Here is a 21080-nt window from a genome sequence, read left to right as displayed (position 1 = left end):
GAGATGGGAAGTCCATCGGAACCGTGAGCCAGTCCACGTACCGACCTCGATGTTTCACGTGAAACAGTGTCGCGAGCATCGCTCGGGTGGCTGGCCCCGGGCAATTGAATGGTGGGGATCGGGGGCGCTCAGGCGAAGCGACTTTCAAGTGGAGCACAGCCGAGTGCTTCCGATCCCCACTGCCCGGATGGTTGAGAGAACGGCACGATGGTGGCATCGGGTGGTTTTAATAGGCCGCGACGTGGCATTCGAGAGAGGGCAGGCCGGAGATGGGAAGTCGATCGGAACCGTGAGCCAGTCCACGTACCGGCCTTGATGTTTCACGTGAAACAGTGTCGCGAGCATCGCTCGGGTGGCTGGCCCCGGGCAATTGAATGGTGGGGATCGGGGGCACTCAGGCGAAGCGACTTTCAAGTGGAGCACAGCCGAGTGCTTCCGATCCCCACTGCCCGGATGGTTGAGAGAACGGCACGATGGTGACACCGGGTGGTTTTAATAGGCCGCGACGTGGCATTCGAGAGAGGGTGGGGCAAAGGTGGGACGTCCATCGGAGCGGTGAACCGTCTTCGCAAGTCCACGGGCCGACTTCGATGTTTCACGTGAAACAGTATCGCAAGCATCGCCCGGGCGACTGGCCGTGGGCAATTGAGTGGTGGGGATTCGAGGGAACTCAGGCGAAGCGACTTTCAGGTGGGGCACAGTCGAGCGCCCCCAATCTCTACTGCCCGGACGTCTGCGGGTGCGACGAAGTGCTCGTATCGAAGGGTTCTCGTCTGAACGTGGGGAGACTTTCCGATGTTTACGGCAAAAATGGATGCAAGCGCAGTTCAAGACGCCTTCTGAAACAGGATCAATACCCCCGTCCAAACATCAAAAGACCTCAGGGTTCCACGTGAAACATCCAGCAAAACCACCACTTTGCCCTAACGTTTCACGTGAAACACGAGTGCAGTTACAAATGATGCATCGCAATACCGCTATAATTCCGCAATTACCGAATCCAGAGAGTTTGCCGTCAGCGGCAATATTGCGATGCTTTATCCGACCGAGTTTGACGTGATCGTGGTGGGTGGCGGCCATGCCGGTACCGAGGCTGCGCTCGCCTCGGCCCGCATGGGCTGTAAGACACTTCTGCTCACCCACAATATCGAGACGCTCGGCCAGATGAGCTGCAATCCCTCCATCGGCGGGATCGGCAAAGGCCACCTCGTCAAGGAAGTGGATGCACTCGGCGGCGCCATGGCCGCTGCCACCGACGAGGGCGGGATTCAGTTTCGTATTCTGAATTCGTCCAAGGGACCCGCTGTCCGTGCGACCCGCGCTCAAGCCGACCGGCTTCTTTATAAGCAAGCCATCCGCCATCGCCTCGAGAATCAGCCTAATTTATGGCTCTTCCAACAAGCCGTGGAAGATCTTATTGTCGAAGGCGACCGCGTTGTCGGGGCGATCACGCAGGTCGGATTGCGCTTCCGCGCTCGCGCTGTAGTGCTCACCGCCGGGACTTTCCTCGACGGCAAGATTCACGTGGGGCTGAACAACTATGTCGGTGGCCGTGCCGGTGATCCCGCTGCCATCAGCCTTTCCGCACGTCTGAAAGAGTTGAAGTTGCCGCAAGGTCGGTTGAAGACGGGTACGCCCCCGCGTATCGACGGGCGTTCTATCGATTTCTCCGTCCTCGAAGAACAGCCGGGTGATCTGGATCCGGTGCCGGTTTTCTCGTTCCTCGGACGCCCCGACCAGCACCCGCGCCAAGTGCCGTGCTGGGTCACGCATACCAACGAACGGACGCACGACATCATCCGAGGCGGCCTCGACCGTTCGCCGATGTACACGGGCGTCATCGAAGGCGTCGGGCCGCGCTATTGCCCGTCCATCGAAGATAAGATCCATCGCTTCGCCGATAAGACGTCCCATCAGATCTATCTCGAACCGGAAGGTCTGACGACCAACGAGTATTACCCGAACGGTATCTCCACCAGCCTGCCTTTCGATGTGCAGCTGGAACTCGTCCGCTCGATGAAGGGGATGGAGAACGCCTATATTCTGCGTCCCGGCTACGCCATCGAGTACGACTACTTCGATCCGCGCGGACTGCGCAGTTCGCTGGAAACCCGCGTGATTTCGGGACTGTTCTTCGCAGGACAGATCAACGGTACGACCGGCTACGAAGAAGCCGCAGCACAGGGGCTGCTCGCCGGTATCAACGCCGCACTGCAAGTGCAGGGCCGCGAAGCCTGGTGCCCGCGTCGCGATCAGGCTTACCTCGGGGTGTTGGTCGACGACCTGATCACCCGCGGGGTGTCCGAGCCGTATCGTATGTTCACCAGCCGCGCGGAATATCGCCTGTCGCTGCGTGAAGACAACGCGGATATGCGCATGACGGAAGTAGGCCGTGAATTGGGCGTTGTCGACGATATTCGTTGGGAAGCGTTCTGCCGCAAGCGCGATGCTGTTTCACGTGAAACAGAACGTCTTAAGACGACGTGGGTGAATCCGAAGACGTTCCCGGCGGAAGACGCGGTGCCGTTGCTCGGTAAAGCCATCGACCACGAGTATTCGCTGGCCGACCTGCTCCGTCGCCCGGAAGTCGGGTACGACGCGCTGATGGCAGTGCAGGGCGGTCGTCTCGCGCCTGAGACTGCACTGTCCGATGATGCGCTGCAAGCGAATCAGATCCGCGAGCAGATTGAGATTGCGGTCAAGTATCAGGGCTACATCGACCGTCAGGCCGATGAGATCGTGCGCAAGGAAGCGAACGAGAACACGGTGCTGCCCGCCAGCATCGATTACAACGACGTTCGTGGGCTGTCGATCGAGGTGCGCCAGAAGCTGAACGCTCAACGGCCCGAAACGCTGGGGCAAGCCTCTCGTATCTCCGGTGTGACGCCCGCTGCGATCTCGCTGTTGATGATCCACCTGAAGAAAGGGCTCGGGCGCCGTCGTGCTTCAGGGGAGGTGGGGGAAGCGACTGCCGACGCCAATGTCGCCGCCGATGGCGACTCCGGCGGTCAGCACGCTGCCTGACGCGGAGACCTCATGACTGCTCCGCGTATTGCCGCACCAGGCGGCAACGAACTCGCTGCTTTGTTGGCTGACGGTATTGAACAACTCGGTCTGACGATCGGTGCCGAGCAACAGGCACGCCTGCTCGACTATCAGATGCTGCTGGCAAAGTGGAATGCTTCGCTACAAATGACGTCGATCCGCGATCCGCGACAGATGGTCGTCAAGCATTTGCTCGATTCGCTCTCGATTCTGCCGCGACTGGATCGTGAGCCGATTTCACGCGTGCTCGACGTCGGTTCGGGCGGTGGCCTGCCCGGTGTGGTGCTGGCGATCGTGCGTCCGGACTGGGAGGTGACGGTGAACGACATCGTCCATAAGAAGACTGCCTTTCTGACGCAAGCCCGCGCCACATTCAAACTGACCAATCTGACGGTCGTGACCGGCCGCGTGGAGTCGCTCGTCGTCGGCAAAGAAGTGCCCGCACCGTTCGACGCCATCGTTTCGCGCGCCTTCGCGGAATTGAACGACTTCGTTACGCTTGGCCGTAACTTGCTGGCCCCTGGCGGTAGTTTCTGGGCGATGAAGGGCGTGGCGGCCGAAAGCGAACTGGCGTTGCCTGACGGCTACGAGCTTGTCGAACGGCTGGCGCTGAACGTGCCTTTTCTCGACGCCGAGCGTCATTTGCTCCGCGTGAAGGTGACGGCATGACCCGTGTAACACGTTGGGCCGGCGCCGTGATGGTCGGATTGTCGGTGGTGGCTGCCGTGGCCTGGGCGCAATCCGGGCAGGAATCGCTCACGACGCGCGTGCGTCCCGTGCAAAAGATCGATAAGGCGCGTTATGTCGGTACCTGGTACGAAATAGCACGCTACCCGAATTTCTTCGAGCGAAAATGTGTGTCGGACGTGACCGCAGAGTACGTGGCGCGTCCGGACGGAAAGATCGAAGTCACCAACAAGTGTCGTAAGGAAGATGGCACCTGGGCGAGCGATACCGGTCTGGCACGTACCGACGGGCAGGGCACTGGCACCGCACGCTTCAAAGTGACGTTCGCGCCGGACTGGTTGCGCTGGATTCCCTGGCTTTGGGCCAACTACTGGGTTATCGTGCTCGACGGTGACTATCAGTATGCCGCTGTTGGAGAGCCTGGCCGTGAGTATCTCTGGATACTCTCGCGCTCGCCGAAGATCGACGACGACACGCTGAATCAAATGCGTGCCCAGTTGCGCAAGCAGGGCTACGACACCGACAAACTGGTGTTGACGCCGCAGAAGGCCAGCGCACCCTGAGCACCCGGGGCACGAGGTGCCGACCCCTCTCGGGCGTCGGCCGACATGCAGCAAATCCGCTGCATCAGGCAATAACTGAGCTTTGCTCAGATAATCGAATTAGCGGGATGCATCCGCGACGGGCAGCATGAAGCGTTCGCGCCCGGCCCCGCATCCCGGCACCATCTGCATCAATCGCATCAACACGGCAGCAATCGGAGGACTACATCGGCATGGCGAAAATTTTCTGCGTGGCCAATCAGAAGGGCGGCGTCGGCAAGACGACCACCACGGTGAACCTCGCTGCCGGACTGGCGTCGCACGGGCAGCGTGTCTTGTTGGTCGATCTGGACCCTCAGGGCAACGCGACGATGGGCAGCGGTATCGATAAAGCTGCGCTCGAAACGAGCATCTATGAAGTGCTGGTCGACGGCATCGACGTGAGCACGAGCTGCCAGCGTTCGGAGTCCGGCAATTACGATGTGGTGCCTGCGAACCGCGAACTGGCCGGTGCCGACGTGGAGCTCGTGTCGCTCGAAAATCGCGATACGCGTCTGAAGCAGGCGCTTGAGAAGGTCGACGACGCCTACGATTTTGTCCTCATCGATTGCCCGCCGACGCTCTCGCTGCTTACGTTGAACGGCCTGTGCGCCGCGCACGGCGTGATCATTCCGATGCAGTGCGAGTATTTCGCGCTCGAAGGGTTGTCCGATCTCGTCAACACGATCAAGCAGGTGCACGCGAATCTGAACCGCGACCTGAAGGTGATCGGCCTTTTGCGCGTAATGTTCGATCCGCGTATCACGCTTCAGCAACAAGTCTCGGAGCAGCTCAAGGAGCACTTCGGCGACAAGGTTTTCAACGCGATCATCCCGCGCAATGTGCGACTCGCCGAAGCGCCGAGTTACGGCATGCCGGGCGTCGTCTTCGATCCCGCTTCGCGCGGCGCGAAGGCGTATCTGCAATTCGGCGCGGAAATGATCGCGCGCATTCAAACTATGTAAGGCGCATTCGCGCAGGAACGCATTGTCATGGCGACCAAGACCAACGCACTGAAAAAAAAGGGCCTGGGCCGCGGCCTCGAAGCGCTGCTGGGCGCTCACGCCGATAACCACAACGGCGCGACCGAGGCGACTGCCGAAGGCGCGCCGTCGGTGATGGCGCTCGATCGCCTTCAGGCGGGCAAGTATCAACCGCGTACACGCATGGACGAAGGCGCGCTACAGGAACTCGCCGCGAGCATTCGCGCGCAAGGTCTGATGCAGCCGATTCTGGTGCGTCGTGTCGATGGTGAGAAGTACGAAATTATTGCGGGCGAGCGACGGTTTCGCGCTGCACGCCTCGCTGGCCTCTCCGAAGTGCCGGTGCTGGTGCGCGATGTCCCCGATGAAGCCGCTGCTGCGATGGCGCTCATCGAGAACATTCAACGCGAAGATCTGAATCCGCTCGAAGAAGCGCAGGGCATTCAACGTCTGCTCGGTGAATTCAATTACACGCACGAGCAAGCCGCCGAATCGCTGGGACGTTCGCGCAGCGCAGTGTCGAACCTGCTGCGTCTGCTGAATCTCGCGAATCCCGTGCAGACGATGCTGCTCGCCGGCGATCTCGACATGGGCCACGCGCGCGCGCTGCTCGCCGTCGACGCGGCCACGCAGATCACGCTCGCCAACCAGGTGGTGAACAAGCGTCTGTCGGTACGCGACACGGAACGCATCGTGAACGCCTCGCTCAAGCCGCAGGGTGACGGTATTCGTCGTCGCTCGGCAGAAGAGGGCGGTCGCGATGTGACGCGCCTCGAAGAGGAGCTCTCGGATCTGCTCGCGTCGAACGTCAAGATCAAGGTCGGCCGCAAAGGTGCCGGTCAGCTGACGATCGAGTTCGGCAGCCTCGATGCACTCGACGGTATCCTCGCGCGCATTCGCGCCGAGTAATTTCGGTATCCTGACTATACTCCCGTGAGCGATCCATCCGATGATCCGCTAGGGGCGTCGGAGGGGACGTCGAATGCGGCACAGCACCCGCGTATCGCATCGGGTGCTGTGCGGTTCAGGCATGTTTTGCGCGCGACGCTTGAGCGTGTGCGCAGCGATCGCGTGCTGCTCATCCTGCTGATCGCCTTCGTCGTGCTTCAGATCGCGAAGCCTGTAAGCGTTGGTGAGCTGTTCGCGCGTATCGACCAGCACACGATTCTGACGCTCGCCGGTTTGCTGATGCTCACGCGGGCCATCGATCAGAGTGGGTTTCTCGATTGGCTCGCGCAACGATTGCTGCGCGCGTTTCGTACCGAACGTCGTCTCGCGCTGTTGATGGTCACGTTCGCTGCGGCATTGTCGACGCTGCTGACCAACGACGTCGCGCTCTTCGCCGTGGTGCCGCTCGCGCAGTCGCTTGCACGGATCGCCCCCGTGCGTATCGAGCGACTGATCATTTTCCTCGCGTTGGCGGTGAACGCCGGTTCAAGTCTCACGCCGCTCGGCAACCCGCAGAACCTCTTCCTCTGGCAACACAGCGGTATGGGCTTCGGCGCCTACGTCGTCATGATGACGCCCGTTACGTTAGGGCTCATGGCCGTGTTGCTCATCGTTTGCGCTTTCGCTTTCGATTCGCGCGCGCTGCATTTTCAGCGACGTGGTCCCGCACACGATGTGCGCTGGCCGCTACTCTGGATCGCCCTTGCGTTGTTCGTCGCTTTCGTTGCGATGGCCGATCATGGATTTGCGGCCTGGGCATGCGCGGGCGTTGCGGTGGTGCTGCTGATCGCGCGTCGCAACGCCGTGCTGGGTATCGATTGGCTGCTGCTGGCGATTTTCGTGCTGATGTTCGTGGTGCTGCGCGGCGTCGCCGGATTACCGGACGTGCGTACGGCACTCGGTCATTTCGATTTCACTGGCAATGCGATGGCCTACGGCGGGGCTGCTGTGTTGTCACAAATCATCAGTAACGTGCCTGCAGCGATTCTGCTCGCCGAATACACGCAGAACTGGCCCGCGCTGGCTCATGGTGTGGCGGTGGGCGGTTTTGGGCTCGCTGTGGGATCGCTCGCGAACCTGATTGCATTGCGCATGGCGAAATCGCAGAAGATCTGGTGGCATTTTCATTACCTTTCGATACCGTTTTATCTGGTGGCACTGCTAATCGGCTTTGTTGCTCTGAAATGGGTTTGAACGCGCACGGAACGTAGCCCAGTTGCGGGGAATGTGCGGCGTTTGCGCGTAATGCCGCGCTGCACCATGAGGAAAATCGCGCTCCGTGAGAGTTGCCGCCAAATCGAAGCATGCACTGTGCAGTTTCGGCGAATTTGTTGCGCGTTTAGATTGACTGGCCTTCGTAATTTCCCGTAAAATCTCGCGGGTTTAACTGCTTGAAGAGCCCATTCGTTTGCACGAGTCGGGCGGGGAGGCTACGAGATGACCGATCAAAACCGGTCGAACTTGGAACCGAAACCGCAAGCGCCGGCGCATGCAACAGAGGCTTGGGACGACGAGCAGGAGCAAGAAACTATCGTTCCGCTCACGCGTGCGCAGGCCGAGCGCCTGTTCGGTCCCGATGTGGGGCGCGCATCCCGTGTGACTCCATTCAGGGTGGTGGGAGCCCAGGTGCTGTTGTCGCTGATAGCGACACTGGCCTGGTGGTTACTCTCGGCATCGCCACGAGACGCGGCGGTGTCTGCATGGCTGGGCGGAATGATTGGATGGATACCGGGCGCATTGTTCGCGCTGCGGTTAAGAATGTCAGGTGATCGCCTCTCCGTCGGTTCGTTAGTGATGGGAGAAGCGGTCAAGGTAGCAACGACGATCGCGTTGTTGGTGGCAGTAGCGTTCGGTTACCCCGATGTGCATTGGGTAGCGTTCCTGGTCACCTTCGTGCTCACGCTCAAGGCCTATTGGCTGGCGATGGCACTGAAGTAGCGGTGAGAAACCGCTCACGCGTCGACACGCTACCGTGTGCGGATTTTCATAATTGGGTGTTTGATCGCTATGTCAGTAGAAGCCGGCCACGCTCCGAACCCGTCGGAGTACATTTCGCACCACCTGCAGAATCTTGCGAGCTCGACTCAGACTAGCATCGTCGATTTCTCGATCATCAACTGGGACACCATGTTCTGGTCGATCGCGATGGGTGTTCTGGGCTGCTTCATTCTGTGGATGGCCGCCCGCAAGGCAACCTCGGGTGTGCCCGGCCGTTTCCAGGCTGCGGTCGAAATGCTCGTCGAAATGGTCGAAGACCAGTCGAAGAGCATCGTGCACGGCAATCGTGCCTTCATCGCCCCGCTCGCGCTGACCGTGTTCGTCTGGGTCGCGCTCATGAACTCGCTGGACCTGCTGCCGGTCGATCTGCCGTCGAAGGTGATCGGCTGGGTCGGTCTGGGTTCCATCATCACGCATCACCGTATCGTTCCGACGGCCGACCTTAACGGCACGCTCGGTATCTCGGTCGGCGTGCTCATTCTGATGCTGTTCTACAGCTTCAAGATCAAGGGCGCCGGCGGCTTCATGCATGAGCTGTTCACCGCACCGTTCGGTAACCACTTCCTCCTGTGGATCCCGAACCTGCTGCTCAACATCATCGAATTCTGTGCCAAGACCGTGTCGCTCGGTATGCGACTGTTCGGCAATATGTACGCCGGCGAACTGGTGTTCCTGCTGATCGCTCTGCTGGGCGGTATCTGGAGCTTTGGCGCAGATGCGTCGGTGCTGGGTTTTGTCGGTCACATCATTGCCGGCACCGCATGGGCGATTTTCCACATCCTGATCGTGTTGCTCCAGGCGTTCATCATGATGATGCTGACGTTGGTGTATATCGGCCAGGCGCACGACCATCACTGATCGGTCGATGCGGTAGTTACGAGTTTTCCAAGTTTAGTTTTTCAAATTTTCAAGTTTTAAGTCTCTATCCATAAGGAGTAATCATGCAAGCTTTCATCGCCAACATCCAGGGTCTGACCGCTATCGGTATCGGTATCATCATCGGTCTGGGTGCTATCGGTGCCTGCCTGGGTATCGCACTGATGGGCGGCAAGTACATCGAAGCATGCGCACGTCAGCCTGAACTGATGAACCCGCTGCAAACGAAGATGTTCCTGCTGGCCGGCCTGATCGACGCTGCATTCCTGATCGGCGTGGGCGTTGCCATGCTGTTCGCCTTCGCGAACCCGCTGCTGTCGAAGCTCGCTTAAGTTACTTTCGGCCGGTCGCGCCATGACCCGCGCGGCCAACTGGACATGAACGGCGCGCCCAAGCCAGCAGGCACAATGGGGCGCGCTGTTTTGCCAATCGACTCGCATCACCGAAAGGAAACACCGTGAACATTAACGCAACTCTGTTCGCGCAAACCGTCGTGTTTCTGATCCTGGCGTGGTTCACGATGAAGTTCGTGTGGCCGCCGCTGATCAAGGCTATCGACGAACGCGCGAAGAAAATCGCTGACGGTCTGGCCGCTGCCGATAAGGGCAAGGCTGAACTGGAAGCCGCCAACAAGCGCTCCACGCAAGCCCTCGCGGAAGCCCGCGACGAAGGCGCGAAGCGTATTGCCGACGCCGAGAAGCGCGCTCAGGCTGTGGCCGAAGAGATCAAGACGCAGGCGCAAGCCGAAGCGGCTCGTATCATCGCCAATGCCAAAGCAGAAGCCGAGAATCAGGCCGTCAAGGTCCGTGAATCGCTGCGCGAAGACGTGGCTGGTCTGGCAGTGAAGGGCGCCGAGCAGATCCTGAAGCGTGAAGTCGACGCCAAGGCACACGCCGACCTGCTGAACCAACTCAAGGCAGAGCTCTGATCATGGCCGAACTCGCAACCATCGCTCGTCCGTATGCCGAAGCGTTGTTCCGCGTGGCCAAGTCCGGCGATCTGAATCGCTGGGCGCAGCTCGTGCGTGAACTGTCGCAAGTGGCAGCGCTGCCCGAAGTGGCCAACCTGGCCGACGATCCGAAAGTGACGCCGTCGCAAGTTGTCGACGTGCTGACCGCTGCCGTGAAATCGACCGACGCCGAAGTGCGCAACTTCGTCGCCGCTGTGGTCGAAAACGGTCGTCTGGTTGCCATGCCGGAAATCGCCGAACAGTTCGAAGCGTTGAAGAACGCTGCTGCCGGTTCGGCAGACGCCACGATCGAAAGCGCCTTCCCGCTCGAAGGTGAGCAATTGACCTCGCTGGTCAAGGGCCTCGAGCACAAGTTCGGCTGCAAGCTCAACCCGAGCGTGACGGTAGACCCGTCGCTCATCGGCGGCGTGCGTGTGGTGGTTGGCGACGAGGTGCTGGACACTTCGGTGCGCGCCCGCCTGGCGGCTATGCGGACGTCGCTGACGGCCTGAGGCCGGCGCGAAACGCCTGCGAAGAATTGAATATCAGGAGCACATATGCAACTCAATCCCTCTGAAATCAGCGAACTGATCAAGAGCCGGATTCAAGGTCTCGATAGCGGCGCCGAAGTCCGTAACGAAGGCACCGTGATCTCGGTGACTGACGGCATCTGCCGCATCCATGGCCTGTCGGACGTGATGCAGGGCGAAATGCTGGAATTCCCGGGCAATACGTTCGGTCTGGCACTGAACCTCGAGCGCGACTCCGTCGGCGCCGTGATTTTGGGCGAATACGAGCACATCTCGGAAGGCGACACCGTCAAGTGCACGGGCCGCATTCTGGAAGTGCCGGTCGGCCCGGAACTGAAGGGCCGCGTCGTTGACGCACTGGGCCTGCCGATCGACGGCAAGGGTCCGATCAACGCGAAGGAAACCGACGCAATCGAAAAGATTGCCCCGGGCGTGATCTGGCGTAAGTCGGTCTCGCAGCCGCTGCAAACCGGTACGAAGGCTATCGACGCCATGGTGCCGATCGGCCGTGGCCAACGTGAGCTGATCATTGGTGACCGTCAGACGGGTAAGACCGCTGTCGCCATCGACACGATCATTTCGCAGAAGGGCAAGGGCGTGACCTGCGTCTACGTCGCGATCGGCCAGAAGGCTTCGTCGATCATGAACGTGGTGCGCAAGCTCGAAGAGCACGGCGCGATGGAATACACGATCATCGTGACCGCCACCGCTTCGGACTCGGCCGCCATGCAGTTCATCGCACCGTACGCCGGTTGCACGATGGGCGAATACTTCCGCGACCGCGGCGAAGACGCGCTGATCATTTATGACGACTTGACCAAGCAAGCCTGGGCCTATCGTCAGATCTCGCTGCTGCTGCGCCGCCCGCCGGGCCGTGAAGCTTACCCGGGTGACGTGTTCTATCTCCACTCGCGTCTGCTTGAGCGTGCTGCCCGCGTCTCGGAAGAGTACGTCGAGAAGTTCACGAACGGCGCAGTCAAGGGCCAGAGCGGCTCGCTGACGGCCCTGCCGATCATTGAAACGCAAGCCGGTGACGTGACCGCATTCGTTCCGACGAACGTGATCTCGATTACCGACGGCCAGATCTTCCTGGAAACGGACCTGTTCAACGCCGGTATCCGCCCCGCAATCAACGCCGGTATCTCGGTGTCGCGTGTGGGTGGTGCAGCGCAGACGAAGGTCATCAAGAAGCTGTCGGGCGGTATCCGTACCGACCTCGCACAGTACCGTGAGCTGGCTGCGTTCGCGCAGTTCGCTTCGGATCTGGACGAAGCCACCCGCAAGCAGCTCGAGCGCGGCCGCCGCGTGACGGAACTGCTCAAGCAGCCGCAATACGCGCCGCTGCAAGTGTGGGAATTGGCTGTGTCGCTGTTCGCCGCCAACAACGGCTATCTGGACGATCTCGACATCGCTCAGGTTCTGCCGTTCGAAAAGGGTCTGCGCGAAGTCCTGAAGACGAGCCATGGCGCGCTCATCGGCCGCATCGAAGAGACCAAAGATCTCTCGAAGGACGACGACGCTGCTCTGCACGCTGCGATCAAGGACTTCAAGAAGACCGGCGCTTACTAATCCGGTTGAATCGGCAACTATTCAACGGACCCGGGAAGGCGCGATGTTCAGGCAGCAACGAACGTCGCGCCGAGACAAGGAGTAAGCAATGGCTGGAATGAAGGAAATTCGCGGCAAGATCAAGAGCGTGCAAAACACGCGCAAGATCACCAAGGCCATGGAAATGGTGGCCGCGTCGAAGATGCGCAAGGCGCAGGAACGCATGCGTCATGCCCGGCCGTACGCTGACAAGGTGCGCCAGATCGCCGCGCATATGGGCCAGGCGAATCCGGAATACCACCACCCGTTCATGGTGAAGCATGCGGACGCGAAAGCGGCCGGCATCATCGTGGTGACGACGGACAAGGGCCTGTGCGGCGGCTTGAACACCAACGTGCTGCGTGCCGTGGTGTCCAAGATGAAGGAAATCGAAGCACAGGGCCTGAAGATCGAGGCCACCGCTATCGGCGGTAAGGGCTTCGGTTTCATGAACCGTATCGGCGCGAAGGTGGTATCGCACGTTGTGCAACTGGGCGACACGCCGCATCTGGACAAGCTGATCGGTGCTGTGAAGCTGCAGCTCGACGCGTATGCCGAAGGCAAGCTCGACGCCGTTTATCTGGCTTACAACCGCTTCGTCAACACGATGAAGCAGGAAGCCGTGGTCGAACAACTGCTGCCGCTGCCGGAGAAGCTCGAAGGCGAGTCGGATGACGCGAGCGCCGTGCCGGCGCAGCACTCGTGGGACTACATCTACGAACCGGATGCGAAGACGGTCGTCGACGCCCTGTTGGTGCGTTACGTCGAAGCTGTCGTGTATCAGGCAGTCGCAGAGAACATGGCGTCGGAACAGTCCGCCCGCATGGTGGCCATGAAGGCCGCATCGGACAATGCAAAGACCGTGATCGGTGAATTGCAGATGGTCTACAACAAGGGCCGTCAAGCAGCGATTACGAAGGAACTGTCCGAAATCGTGGGTGGCGCCGCCGCAGTTTAAGCGGTGGCACGGGCCGATGCGCCGCAAGGCGAAATGAATTTGAGTATCTAAAGGAAAAGCGATGAGTACTGCTTTGATTGAAGGCAAAATCGTACAGTGCATCGGCGCCGTTATCGACGTGGAATTCCCGCGCGAAAGCATGCCGAAGATCTACGACGCGCTCACCATGGAAGGTTCGGAACTGACGCTCGAAGTCCAGCAACAGCTGGGCGACGGTGTGGTTCGCACCATCTGTCTGGGTTCCTCCGAAGGCCTGCGCCGCGGTATGACGGTGCAAAACTCGGGTCTGCCGATCACGGTGCCGGTCGGTAAGCCGACGCTGGGCCGCATTATGGACGTGCTGGGCCGTCCGATCGACGAAGCCGGTCCGATCGCCAAGGAACACACCCGTTCGATTCACCAGAAGGCTCCGGCATTCGACGAGCTGTCGCCGTCGACGGAACTGCTCGAAACCGGTATCAAGGTTATCGATTTGATCTGCCCGTTCGCCAAGGGCGGTAAGGTGGGTCTGTTCGGTGGCGCCGGTGTGGGCAAGACCGTGAACATGATGGAACTCATCAATAACATCGCCAAGGAACACGGCGGTTATTCGGTGTTTGCCGGTGTGGGCGAGCGTACCCGTGAAGGGAACGACTTCTACCACGAAATGAAGGACTCGAACGTTCTGGACAAGGTCGCACTGGTCTACGGCCAGATGAACGAGCCGCCGGGCAACCGTCTGCGCGTCGCACTGACCGGTCTGACGATGGCCGAGCACTTCCGTGACGAAGGTCGCGACGTGCTGTTCTTCGTGGACAACATCTACCGTTTCACGCTGGCCGGTACCGAAGTGTCGGCACTGCTCGGCCGTATGCCGTCGGCCGTGGGCTATCAGCCGACGCTGGCTGAAGAAATGGGTAAGCTGCAAGAGCGTATTACGTCGACCAAGACCGGCTCGATCACGTCGGTGCAAGCCGTGTACGTGCCTGCCGATGACTTGACCGACCCGTCGCCGGCAACCACCTTCGGTCACTTGGACGCCACCGTCGTTCTGTCGCGTGACATCGCCTCGCTGGGTATCTACCCGGCAGTCGATCCGCTCGACTCGACCTCGCGTCAGATCGACCCGAACGTGATTGGCGAAGAGCACTACACGGTCACCCGTCGTGTGCAATCGACGCTGCAGCGTTACAAGGAACTGCGCGACATTATCGCGATTCTGGGCATGGACGAACTGTCGCCGGACGACAAGCTGGCCGTGGCCCGCGCGCGTAAGATCCAGCGTTTCCTGTCGCAGCCGTTCCACGTGGCAGAAGTGTTCACGGGCTCGCCGGGCAAGTACGTTCCGCTCAAGGAAACGATCCGCGGCTTCAAGATGATCGTCGACGGCGAATGTGACCACCTGCCGGAACAAGCGTTCTACATGGTTGGCACGATCGACGAAGCGTTCGAAAAAGCCAAGAAGATGCAGTAAACGGTTGAGTGCCGGGCGACGGCGGGGTCTCGCAAGAGGCGCCACCGCAGCTCGGCAGGTGACTGTTGCGGGGCGGGGTAGCGAAGTGAGGGCGGCAACGTCCGGACTGGCGCGCCTGCCGCTTCATCACACTCAACGGGAGCGATTATGGCAACCATTCACGTAGACGTCGTCAGCGCGGAAGAGCAGATCTTCTCGGGTAAGGCGAAGTTTGTCGCGCTGCCCGGCGAAGCCGGCGAGCTCGGCATTCTGCCGGGCCACACGCCGCTGATCACGCGCATCAAGCCGGGTGCGGTTCGCATCGAGGACGAAGCAGGCAACGAGGACTTCGTCTTCGTCGCAGGCGGCATTCTCGAAGTGCAGCCGGGCACGGTGACTGTGCTCGCCGACACCGCGATTCGCGGCAAGGATCTGGACGAAGCGAAGGCTAACGAAGCCAAGCGTCGTGCGGAAGAAGCAATGTCGAACAAGGATTCGAACATCGAGTACGCAACCGCTCAGGCCGAACTGGCTGAAGCCATTGCGCAACTCGCTGCGATCCAGAAGCTGCGTCGCACGAAGTAACACCGGCGTTGCGCTGGCCTCGCGCCACGCAATGTCTGCGAGAGCCCCACGCATGCGAATGTGTGGGGCTTTTGTTTTGCCGTCTCCTTCTCAGGGCCATCCCCACTCGATCCGTCACTCAAATTACGTTAACGTAAACGTCAATTTGGCGTGACGCGCTATTGTTATATGAAGCCGCCTATCGTCGCGCGACAGCATTCACCACTTCAGCATTGCTTCAGGAGACAAAAAGCATGGAAAGCCGGGAAGGTGCGGGCGTTGTACCTCGTAATGGACTGTCGTATGTGAAGGGTGAGACCACCGTACCGCTTTCGACGTTGACGGTATTCGGATTGCTTGCCGAGACGGCGGCGAAATTTCCCGAACGGCAGGCGGTCGTGTTCCGCGAGCAGGGCGTGGACTGGACCTGGCGTGAGTTCATCGCGCATGTCGACACCTTTGCCGCCGGACTCATCGCGCTCGGATTGAAGAAGGGTGACCGGGTGGGCATCTGGTCGCCGAATCGCGTTGAATGGCTGGTCACGCAGTTCGCCACCGCGCGCGCGGGCCTGATTCTAGTAAACATCAATCCGGCCTATCGGCTGGCCGAGCTGGAATACGCGCTCAACAAGGTCGGCTGCAAGGTGCTGGTCGCGGCCGAGTCGTTCAAGTCGTCGCGCTATCTCGACATGCTCAACGTGCTGGCGCCGGAGCTGGCCACCTGTGCCCCCGGCCAGTTGCAGTCGGAGAAACTTCCGACGCTGCGCACCATCATTCGCATGGGCATGGAGCACACGCCCGGCATGATGAACTTCAGCGACGTGGTGACGCTCGGCGCAGACGCAGACCTCGCCTCACTGCGCAAGATCTCCGACGCGCTTGACTGCTTCGACCCCATCAACATCCAGTTCACGAGCGGCACGACCGGCAACCCGAAGGGCGCCACGCTCACGCACCACAACATCGTCAACAACGGTCGTTACATCGCCATGGCGATGCGCTTCTCAGAGCACGACAGCCTGTGCATTCCAGTGCCGTTCTACCACTGCTTCGGCATGGTGCTGGCAGTGCTCGCCTGCGTGTCGACGGGCGCGACCATGGTCTTCCCTGGCGAAGCATTCGATCCGAAAGCGACGATGGCGGCCGTCTCGGAAGAAAGCTGCACCGCGTTGCACGGTGTGCCGACGATGTTCATCGCGCAGCTCGATCATCCGGACTTCGGCAACTATCACTTCGACACGCTGCGCACTGGCATCATGGCTGGCTCGCCATGCCCTATCGAGACGATGAAGCGCGTGATCGACCAGATGCACATGAGCGAAGTGACGATCGCTTACGGCATGACGGAAACGAGTCCGGTGTCGTTCCAGACCACCACGACCGACCCGCTGGATAAGCGCGTGACGACCGTCGGACGCGTGCAGCCGCACCTCGAAGTCAAGCTGGTCGATGCCGCTGGCGAGATCGTGCCGGTCGGCGAGAAGGGCGAGCTGTGCACGAAGGGTTACTCGGTAATGCAGGGCTACTGGGACGACGAACCGCGCACGCGCGAAGCGATTCGCGACGGCTGGATGCACACGGGCGACCTCGCGACGCTCGACGAGGACGGCTATTGCAACATCGTCGGCCGTGTGAAGGACATGCTCATTCGTGGCGGCGAAAACATCTACCCGCGCGAAATCGAGGAGTTCCTGTTCCGTCACCCGAAGGTGCAGGCCGTGCAGGTGTTCGGTGTCCCCGATGCGAAGTACGGTGAGGAAGTCTGCGCCTGGATTGTCCTCAAACCGGGGCAGAGCGCAACGGAGGACGACATCCGCGCCTTCTGCAAAGATCAGATCGCGCACTACAAGATCCCGCGCTACATCCGTTTTGTGGACGAAATGCCGATGACGGTAACGGGCAAGGTGCAGAAGTTCATCATGCGCGAGAAGATGGTCGAATCGCTGGGGTTGCACGAAGAAAAGACCGCCTGACGGCATCGTCGCCGGATCAAGGTGTCAGGGCAGGGGATCGAGCGGTCGATACTTCTGGTACCTCTGCCCAATTTTTAAGCGAACTCGGAGCGAATGCCGTATCATTCGGGATTACCCTAGGCTTCGCCCAATGTCCGCTGCCACGGCGTCCGCGCCCTCCCACACGTTCCGTACCGTTTTCATCCTCGGCATTCTGTCGGCCATCGGCTCGTTGTCGATCGACATGTACCTGCCCGCGCTGCCGAGCATCGCGCGCGAACTGAACACAACGGATGCAGCGGCGCAATTCTCCCTCGCGTCGTTCTTCATCGGGCTTGGCCTCGGCCAGTTGCTGCATGGCCCGCTCGCCGACCGGTACGGACGCAAGCGTCCGCTTTATGCCGGACTGGCGCTCTACACGCTCGCGTCCGCCGGATGCGCGCTCGCCCCTAACATCGAAACGCTGATTGTCAGCCGCTTCATTCAGGCGGTTGGCGGATGTGCTTGCTTCGTGATCGCTCGCGCCATGGCGCGTGACCTGTTCGATACGGCGACGGTGGCGCGTGTGCTCTCGCGCATGACGCTCATCATGGGCGCAGCGCCCATCCTCGCCCCGCTGATCGGCGGACAGGTGCTGATGTTCGTGGGCTGGCGCTGGATCTTCTGGGGGCTGACGGTCTTCGGCGCGATGTGCTTCGGCATGGCCGTCTACTGGCTGCCGGAGACACGTCAGGCGGCGAAGCAAGCGCGCAACTGGCTGGCGACGGCGTGGCACAACTACGGCGCTTTGCTGCGCGACCGAGAGTTTATGGGCAACGCGCTGGCGGGCGGTGTTTCGCAGGCAGGCATGTTCGCGTACATCACGGGCTCGCCTTTCGTCTTCATCAATCTGTACGGGGTCGATCCGGCCCATTACGGCTGGCTGTTCGGGCTGAACGCCTGCGGGATCATCGGCGGCTCGCAGATCAACGCGTATTTGCTGCGCACGCGGCGTCCGGCCGACGTATTGCGCCGTACCAACAATCTGGTCGCGATTCTCGGTTTGCTGATGCTCGCCGTGGCGGCGCTCGGGCTTGGCGGGCTCATCGGGTTGATGGTGCCCTTGTTCGCCTTCGTCACGAGCCTCGGCTTCTCGCAGCCGAACGCCATTGCCGAGGCACTCAACCGGCAGCACCAGCGTGCCGGGGCGGCGTCTGCCTTACTGGGCGCGCTGCAATTCCTCGCGGCCGCGAGCGCCGGTGCAGCGGTCGGCTTGCTGCACGCCCGCTCGGCCGTGCCGATGGCGGCCGTCATGGCGATATGCGGCGTGCTGTCGTGGGGCTTTCATACGGTGCTGATCCGTCGCGCGAGGCCAGCGTCACCGCCGACGGCAGGGGCGGCATAAGCCCGCCAAACCCAACCCGCAGTTTTACTCAACGTAACGTCAAGCCGAGGCGTGAGGAACGCCGCATGGTTTCTGACGTCTGTTTAAGATCGTCTGTCGAAACCGGGATAGCCAGGATAACGAGACAGCGTCGGCAAAAAGGATTTGTAAGATGACGCTTCCGGATTCCGGCAAAACGACGGGAACCCGAACCGGAGTATTGCTTCCAAACCCGGGATTCGGTGAGCGGCACTACATCTGTAACACTTTGTAATTGCTCTGTTCCAGTGCCCGCTCGATAGGCAAAGTACGATCCAGACATCCCTTGCGAAAGCCCCCTGAAATTTTTTGCAAGGATGGCTAAAGTTCGGCAAAAGTCCGCCGAAATACAGTCAAGTAGTAGAGCGCAGCTTCGTGACACTTTCATGAAGCTGTCACACTCTGTCACCGAACGTTCCCCCGAGCGCGTCGTAGGGTCCCTGCGCGCCGCTCATGTAGGAAAAATTCCTACAATAAACTTCCGCTTTTCTCGCCCCTTTCTGTAGTTTTTCTCCGATTTCTTTATCTTTCGCCCTTGCCCACAATGCGAGGGAATAGACAGTAGTACCGCCAGATTCATCCATTGCGCCGGGGGGCCGCATGCGAAACAGCGAAACACTGAACGAGATTCGTGAGTTGAATCTCTCCTACCTAGTCCTGGCTCAGCGCCTGATCCGTGAGGATCGCGCAGCGGCAATGTTCCGCCTGGGCATCAGCGATCAGCTTGCCGACGTGCTCGGCAGTCTCACACTGGCTCAACTCGTTAAGTTCGCGGGGTCGAACCAGCTTCTGTGCCGATTTCGATTCGACGACCACGTGATTCTTTCGAGCCTCACGCATGGGGCGAAAGACGTGGGTATGCAGCAGTCGCACGCTTCGATTCTGCTCGCGGGTCAGCCCGTCGAGCAGATCGGCTGAGCGTACGACATACGCGACGCGCGCCACGCGCGGCCTGATGTCTTCGGGGCCGCGCTGGGCGTGATCTGCCAGGAAGCCTGTATATGCGTACCAAAAGCGTCGTCCTCGAGGCCCGTGAAATTCAGCTGGCCATCGAACTGATCGAACTCGGCGCCCGCCTCCAGTTGCTGGAAGCGGAGACGAGCCTGAGTCGCGACCGACTCATCAAACTCTACAAAGAGCTCAAAGGCGCTTCGCCGCCCAAGGGCATGCTGCCGTTCTCGACCGACTGGTTCGTAACGTGGCTGCCGAACATCCACTCGTCGCTTTTCCACAACATCTACCGCCACCTCGTGCAGTACGGCGGATGCCAGGGCATCGAAGCCATCGTCAAGGCTTACCGCCTGTACCTGGAGCATGTGGAGTTGCACGGTTGGGAAGCGGTGCTCGGATTTACGCGCGCGTGGACGCTCGTTCGCTTTTTCGACAGCAAGATGCTGCAGATGACGCCGTGCACCCGCTGTGGCGGCCACTTCGTCACGCATGCGCACGAGCCCCATGGTCAGTACGTTTGCGGGCTGTGCGCACCGCCGTCGCGCGCCGGAAAGACTCGAAAAGCGAAGCACGCGCATGCCGCCGATCTCGCGCCCGCCGTGGCGTCGGGTGACCCGGATGCCGCCATTTCGCCGTTAGCGGCCTGATCGGGGCCCCCCTCACCGAGCGTATCGAGGTAATCCCGCCCCTACAGTTTCCCTGCGTGTCTGCCGTTAAGCCCTCTGAACAGGAAGGACAATTTTCCGTAGACGTATTTTTGCGAGAGGTATCCGGCAGTGCTTGTCGTCATTGGTTACATCATCGTTCTGGCATCGGTCTTTGGCGGCTTCGTCATTGGCGGGGGCCACTTGGGCGCGCTGTTTCAGCCGACCGAGCTGCTGATCATCGGTGGCGCGGGCGTCGGCTCGTTCGTGGTGGGCAACAACAGCAAGGCGATCAAGGCGACGATGAAAGCGCTGCCGATGCTGTTCAAGGGCTCGAAATACACCAAAGAGCTGTACATGGAGCTGATGGCGCTCCTGTACGTGCTGCTCGCCAAAGCGCGTAAGGACGGCATGCTTGCCATCGAGGGAGACGTCGAAGATCCGGCATCGAGCCCGGTGTTCTCGCAGTACCCGCGCATTCTCGGCGAGCCGCGCATCATGGAATTCCTGACCGACTATCTGCGACTGATGGTCAGCGGCAACATGAATGCGTTCGAGATCGAGAACCTGATGGATCACGAAATCGAAACGTACCGCCATGAGGGCGAAGTGCCCGCGCACTGTCTGCAAAAGACGGGTGACGCCATGCCGGCCTTCGGTATCGTGGCGGCCGTGATGGGCGTGGTGCACACGATGGCCTCGGCCGACCAGCCGCCGGCCGTGCTCGGCGCCCTCATTGCACAGGCTCTCGTGGGAACCTTCCTCGGTATTCTGCTCGCCTACGGCTTTATCTCGCCGCTGGCGCAGCTCATCGAACACCGCATCAACGAGTCGGTGAAGCTCTACGAGTGCATCAAGGTCACGCTGCTCGCCAGCCTGAACGGTTACGCGCCGGCCCTGTCGGTCGAGTTCGGCCGCAAGGTGCTTTATTCCACCGTACGTCCGTCGTTCGCCGAGCTCGAAGAGCACGTGCGACAGGTCAAGGCACGTTGA

At 60.5% G+C, this 21080-nt stretch carries 20 protein-coding genes; all 20 read left to right on the top strand.

The genetic code is table 11. The features are described 5' to 3' along the window. The first annotated feature begins 1032 nt into the window (after positions 1 to 1032). The gene (gene mnmG / locus NA29_RS25135) at positions 1033 to 3024 is read left to right on the top strand and encodes a tRNA uridine-5-carboxymethylaminomethyl(34) synthesis enzyme MnmG (RefSeq protein WP_039394129.1); all 1992 of its coding nucleotides are present in this window, start codon (positions 1033 to 1035) and stop codon (positions 3022 to 3024) included. 12 nt (positions 3025 to 3036) lie between these two features. Beyond that, a complete protein-coding gene (gene rsmG, locus NA29_RS25130) occupies positions 3037 to 3714 on the top strand; it encodes a 16S rRNA (guanine(527)-N(7))-methyltransferase RsmG (RefSeq protein ID WP_039394126.1) in 678 nt (225 codons plus the stop codon). Continuing rightward, positions 3711 to 4295: a lipocalin family protein gene (locus tag NA29_RS25125; RefSeq protein ID WP_039394123.1), complete on the top strand. Its 585-nt coding sequence runs from the start codon at positions 3711 to 3713 to the stop codon at positions 4293 to 4295. Before rsmG ends, NA29_RS25125 begins: the two co-directional genes overlap by 4 nt. Before the next feature lie 212 nt (positions 4296 to 4507). Next, positions 4508 to 5278, top strand: coding sequence for a ParA family protein (locus tag NA29_RS25120; protein WP_039394121.1), 771 nt, complete (start codon positions 4508 to 4510; stop codon positions 5276 to 5278). Positions 5279 to 5305: 27 nt separating this feature from the next. Then, positions 5306 to 6205 (top strand): ParB/RepB/Spo0J family partition protein, encoded by a 900-nt coding sequence (locus NA29_RS25115; protein WP_039394117.1) that lies wholly within the window; start codon positions 5306 to 5308, stop codon positions 6203 to 6205. A gap of 108 nt (positions 6206 to 6313) precedes the next feature. Continuing rightward, on the top strand, positions 6314 to 7438 hold the full coding sequence (locus NA29_RS25110; protein WP_052252393.1) for an SLC13 family permease: 1125 nt from the start codon (positions 6314 to 6316) through the stop codon (positions 7436 to 7438). Positions 7439 to 7681: 243 nt separating this feature from the next. After that, a complete protein-coding gene (locus NA29_RS25105) occupies positions 7682 to 8182 on the top strand; it encodes an ATP synthase subunit I (protein WP_039394114.1) in 501 nt (166 codons plus the stop codon). Between the two features lie 69 nt (positions 8183 to 8251). Beyond that, positions 8252 to 9100, top strand: coding sequence for a F0F1 ATP synthase subunit A (gene atpB, locus NA29_RS25100; protein WP_039394110.1), 849 nt, complete (start codon positions 8252 to 8254; stop codon positions 9098 to 9100). Positions 9101 to 9183: 83 nt separating this feature from the next. Then, positions 9184 to 9450: a F0F1 ATP synthase subunit C gene (gene atpE, locus NA29_RS25095; RefSeq protein ID WP_010807762.1), complete on the top strand. Its 267-nt coding sequence runs from the start codon at positions 9184 to 9186 to the stop codon at positions 9448 to 9450. A 125-nt stretch (positions 9451 to 9575) separates the two neighbouring features. Continuing rightward, a complete protein-coding gene (locus NA29_RS25090; RefSeq protein ID WP_039394107.1) occupies positions 9576 to 10046 on the top strand; it encodes a F0F1 ATP synthase subunit B in 471 nt (156 codons plus the stop codon). Positions 10047 to 10048: 2 nt separating this feature from the next. Beyond that, positions 10049 to 10579, top strand: coding sequence for a F0F1 ATP synthase subunit delta (locus NA29_RS25085; RefSeq protein ID WP_039394104.1), 531 nt, complete (start codon positions 10049 to 10051; stop codon positions 10577 to 10579). 45 nt (positions 10580 to 10624) lie between these two features. Continuing rightward, on the top strand, positions 10625 to 12166 hold the full coding sequence (gene atpA, locus NA29_RS25080) for a F0F1 ATP synthase subunit alpha (RefSeq protein ID WP_039394102.1): 1542 nt from the start codon (positions 10625 to 10627) through the stop codon (positions 12164 to 12166). An 88-nt stretch (positions 12167 to 12254) separates the two neighbouring features. Then, complete coding sequence (gene atpG / locus NA29_RS25075; RefSeq protein ID WP_039394100.1) at positions 12255 to 13142, top strand: F0F1 ATP synthase subunit gamma; 888 nt, start codon at positions 12255 to 12257, stop codon at positions 13140 to 13142. 61 nt (positions 13143 to 13203) lie between these two features. Beyond that, positions 13204 to 14595 (top strand): F0F1 ATP synthase subunit beta, encoded by a 1392-nt coding sequence (gene atpD, locus NA29_RS25070; RefSeq protein WP_039394096.1) that lies wholly within the window; start codon positions 13204 to 13206, stop codon positions 14593 to 14595. A 147-nt stretch (positions 14596 to 14742) separates the two neighbouring features. Beyond that, a complete protein-coding gene (locus tag NA29_RS25065; protein WP_039394093.1) occupies positions 14743 to 15159 on the top strand; it encodes a F0F1 ATP synthase subunit epsilon in 417 nt (138 codons plus the stop codon). A 233-nt stretch (positions 15160 to 15392) separates the two neighbouring features. Further along, positions 15393 to 17111, top strand: coding sequence for an AMP-binding protein (locus tag NA29_RS25060; protein ID WP_039394090.1), 1719 nt, complete (start codon positions 15393 to 15395; stop codon positions 17109 to 17111). Positions 17112 to 17241: 130 nt separating this feature from the next. Next, positions 17242 to 18474, top strand: a complete 1233-nt coding sequence (locus tag NA29_RS25055) for a Bcr/CflA family multidrug efflux MFS transporter (protein WP_052252392.1) — start codon at positions 17242 to 17244, stop codon at positions 18472 to 18474. 618 nt (positions 18475 to 19092) lie between these two features. Continuing rightward, positions 19093 to 19410: a flagellar transcriptional regulator FlhD gene (gene flhD / locus NA29_RS25050; RefSeq protein WP_023598340.1), complete on the top strand. Its 318-nt coding sequence runs from the start codon at positions 19093 to 19095 to the stop codon at positions 19408 to 19410. 83 nt (positions 19411 to 19493) lie between these two features. After that, positions 19494 to 20090, top strand: a complete 597-nt coding sequence (gene flhC / locus NA29_RS25045; protein WP_052252391.1) for a flagellar transcriptional regulator FlhC — start codon at positions 19494 to 19496, stop codon at positions 20088 to 20090. A 129-nt stretch (positions 20091 to 20219) separates the two neighbouring features. Beyond that, complete coding sequence (gene motA / locus NA29_RS25040; protein ID WP_023598342.1) at positions 20220 to 21080, top strand: flagellar motor stator protein MotA; 861 nt, start codon at positions 20220 to 20222, stop codon at positions 21078 to 21080.

This window comes from Pandoraea sputorum (assembly GCF_000814845.2).
In the GTDB taxonomy this organism is placed as follows: domain Bacteria; phylum Pseudomonadota; class Gammaproteobacteria; order Burkholderiales; family Burkholderiaceae; genus Pandoraea; species Pandoraea sputorum.
Note: the sequence above shows the minus strand (reverse complement) of the source record. Positions and strands in the feature narration are given on the sequence as shown.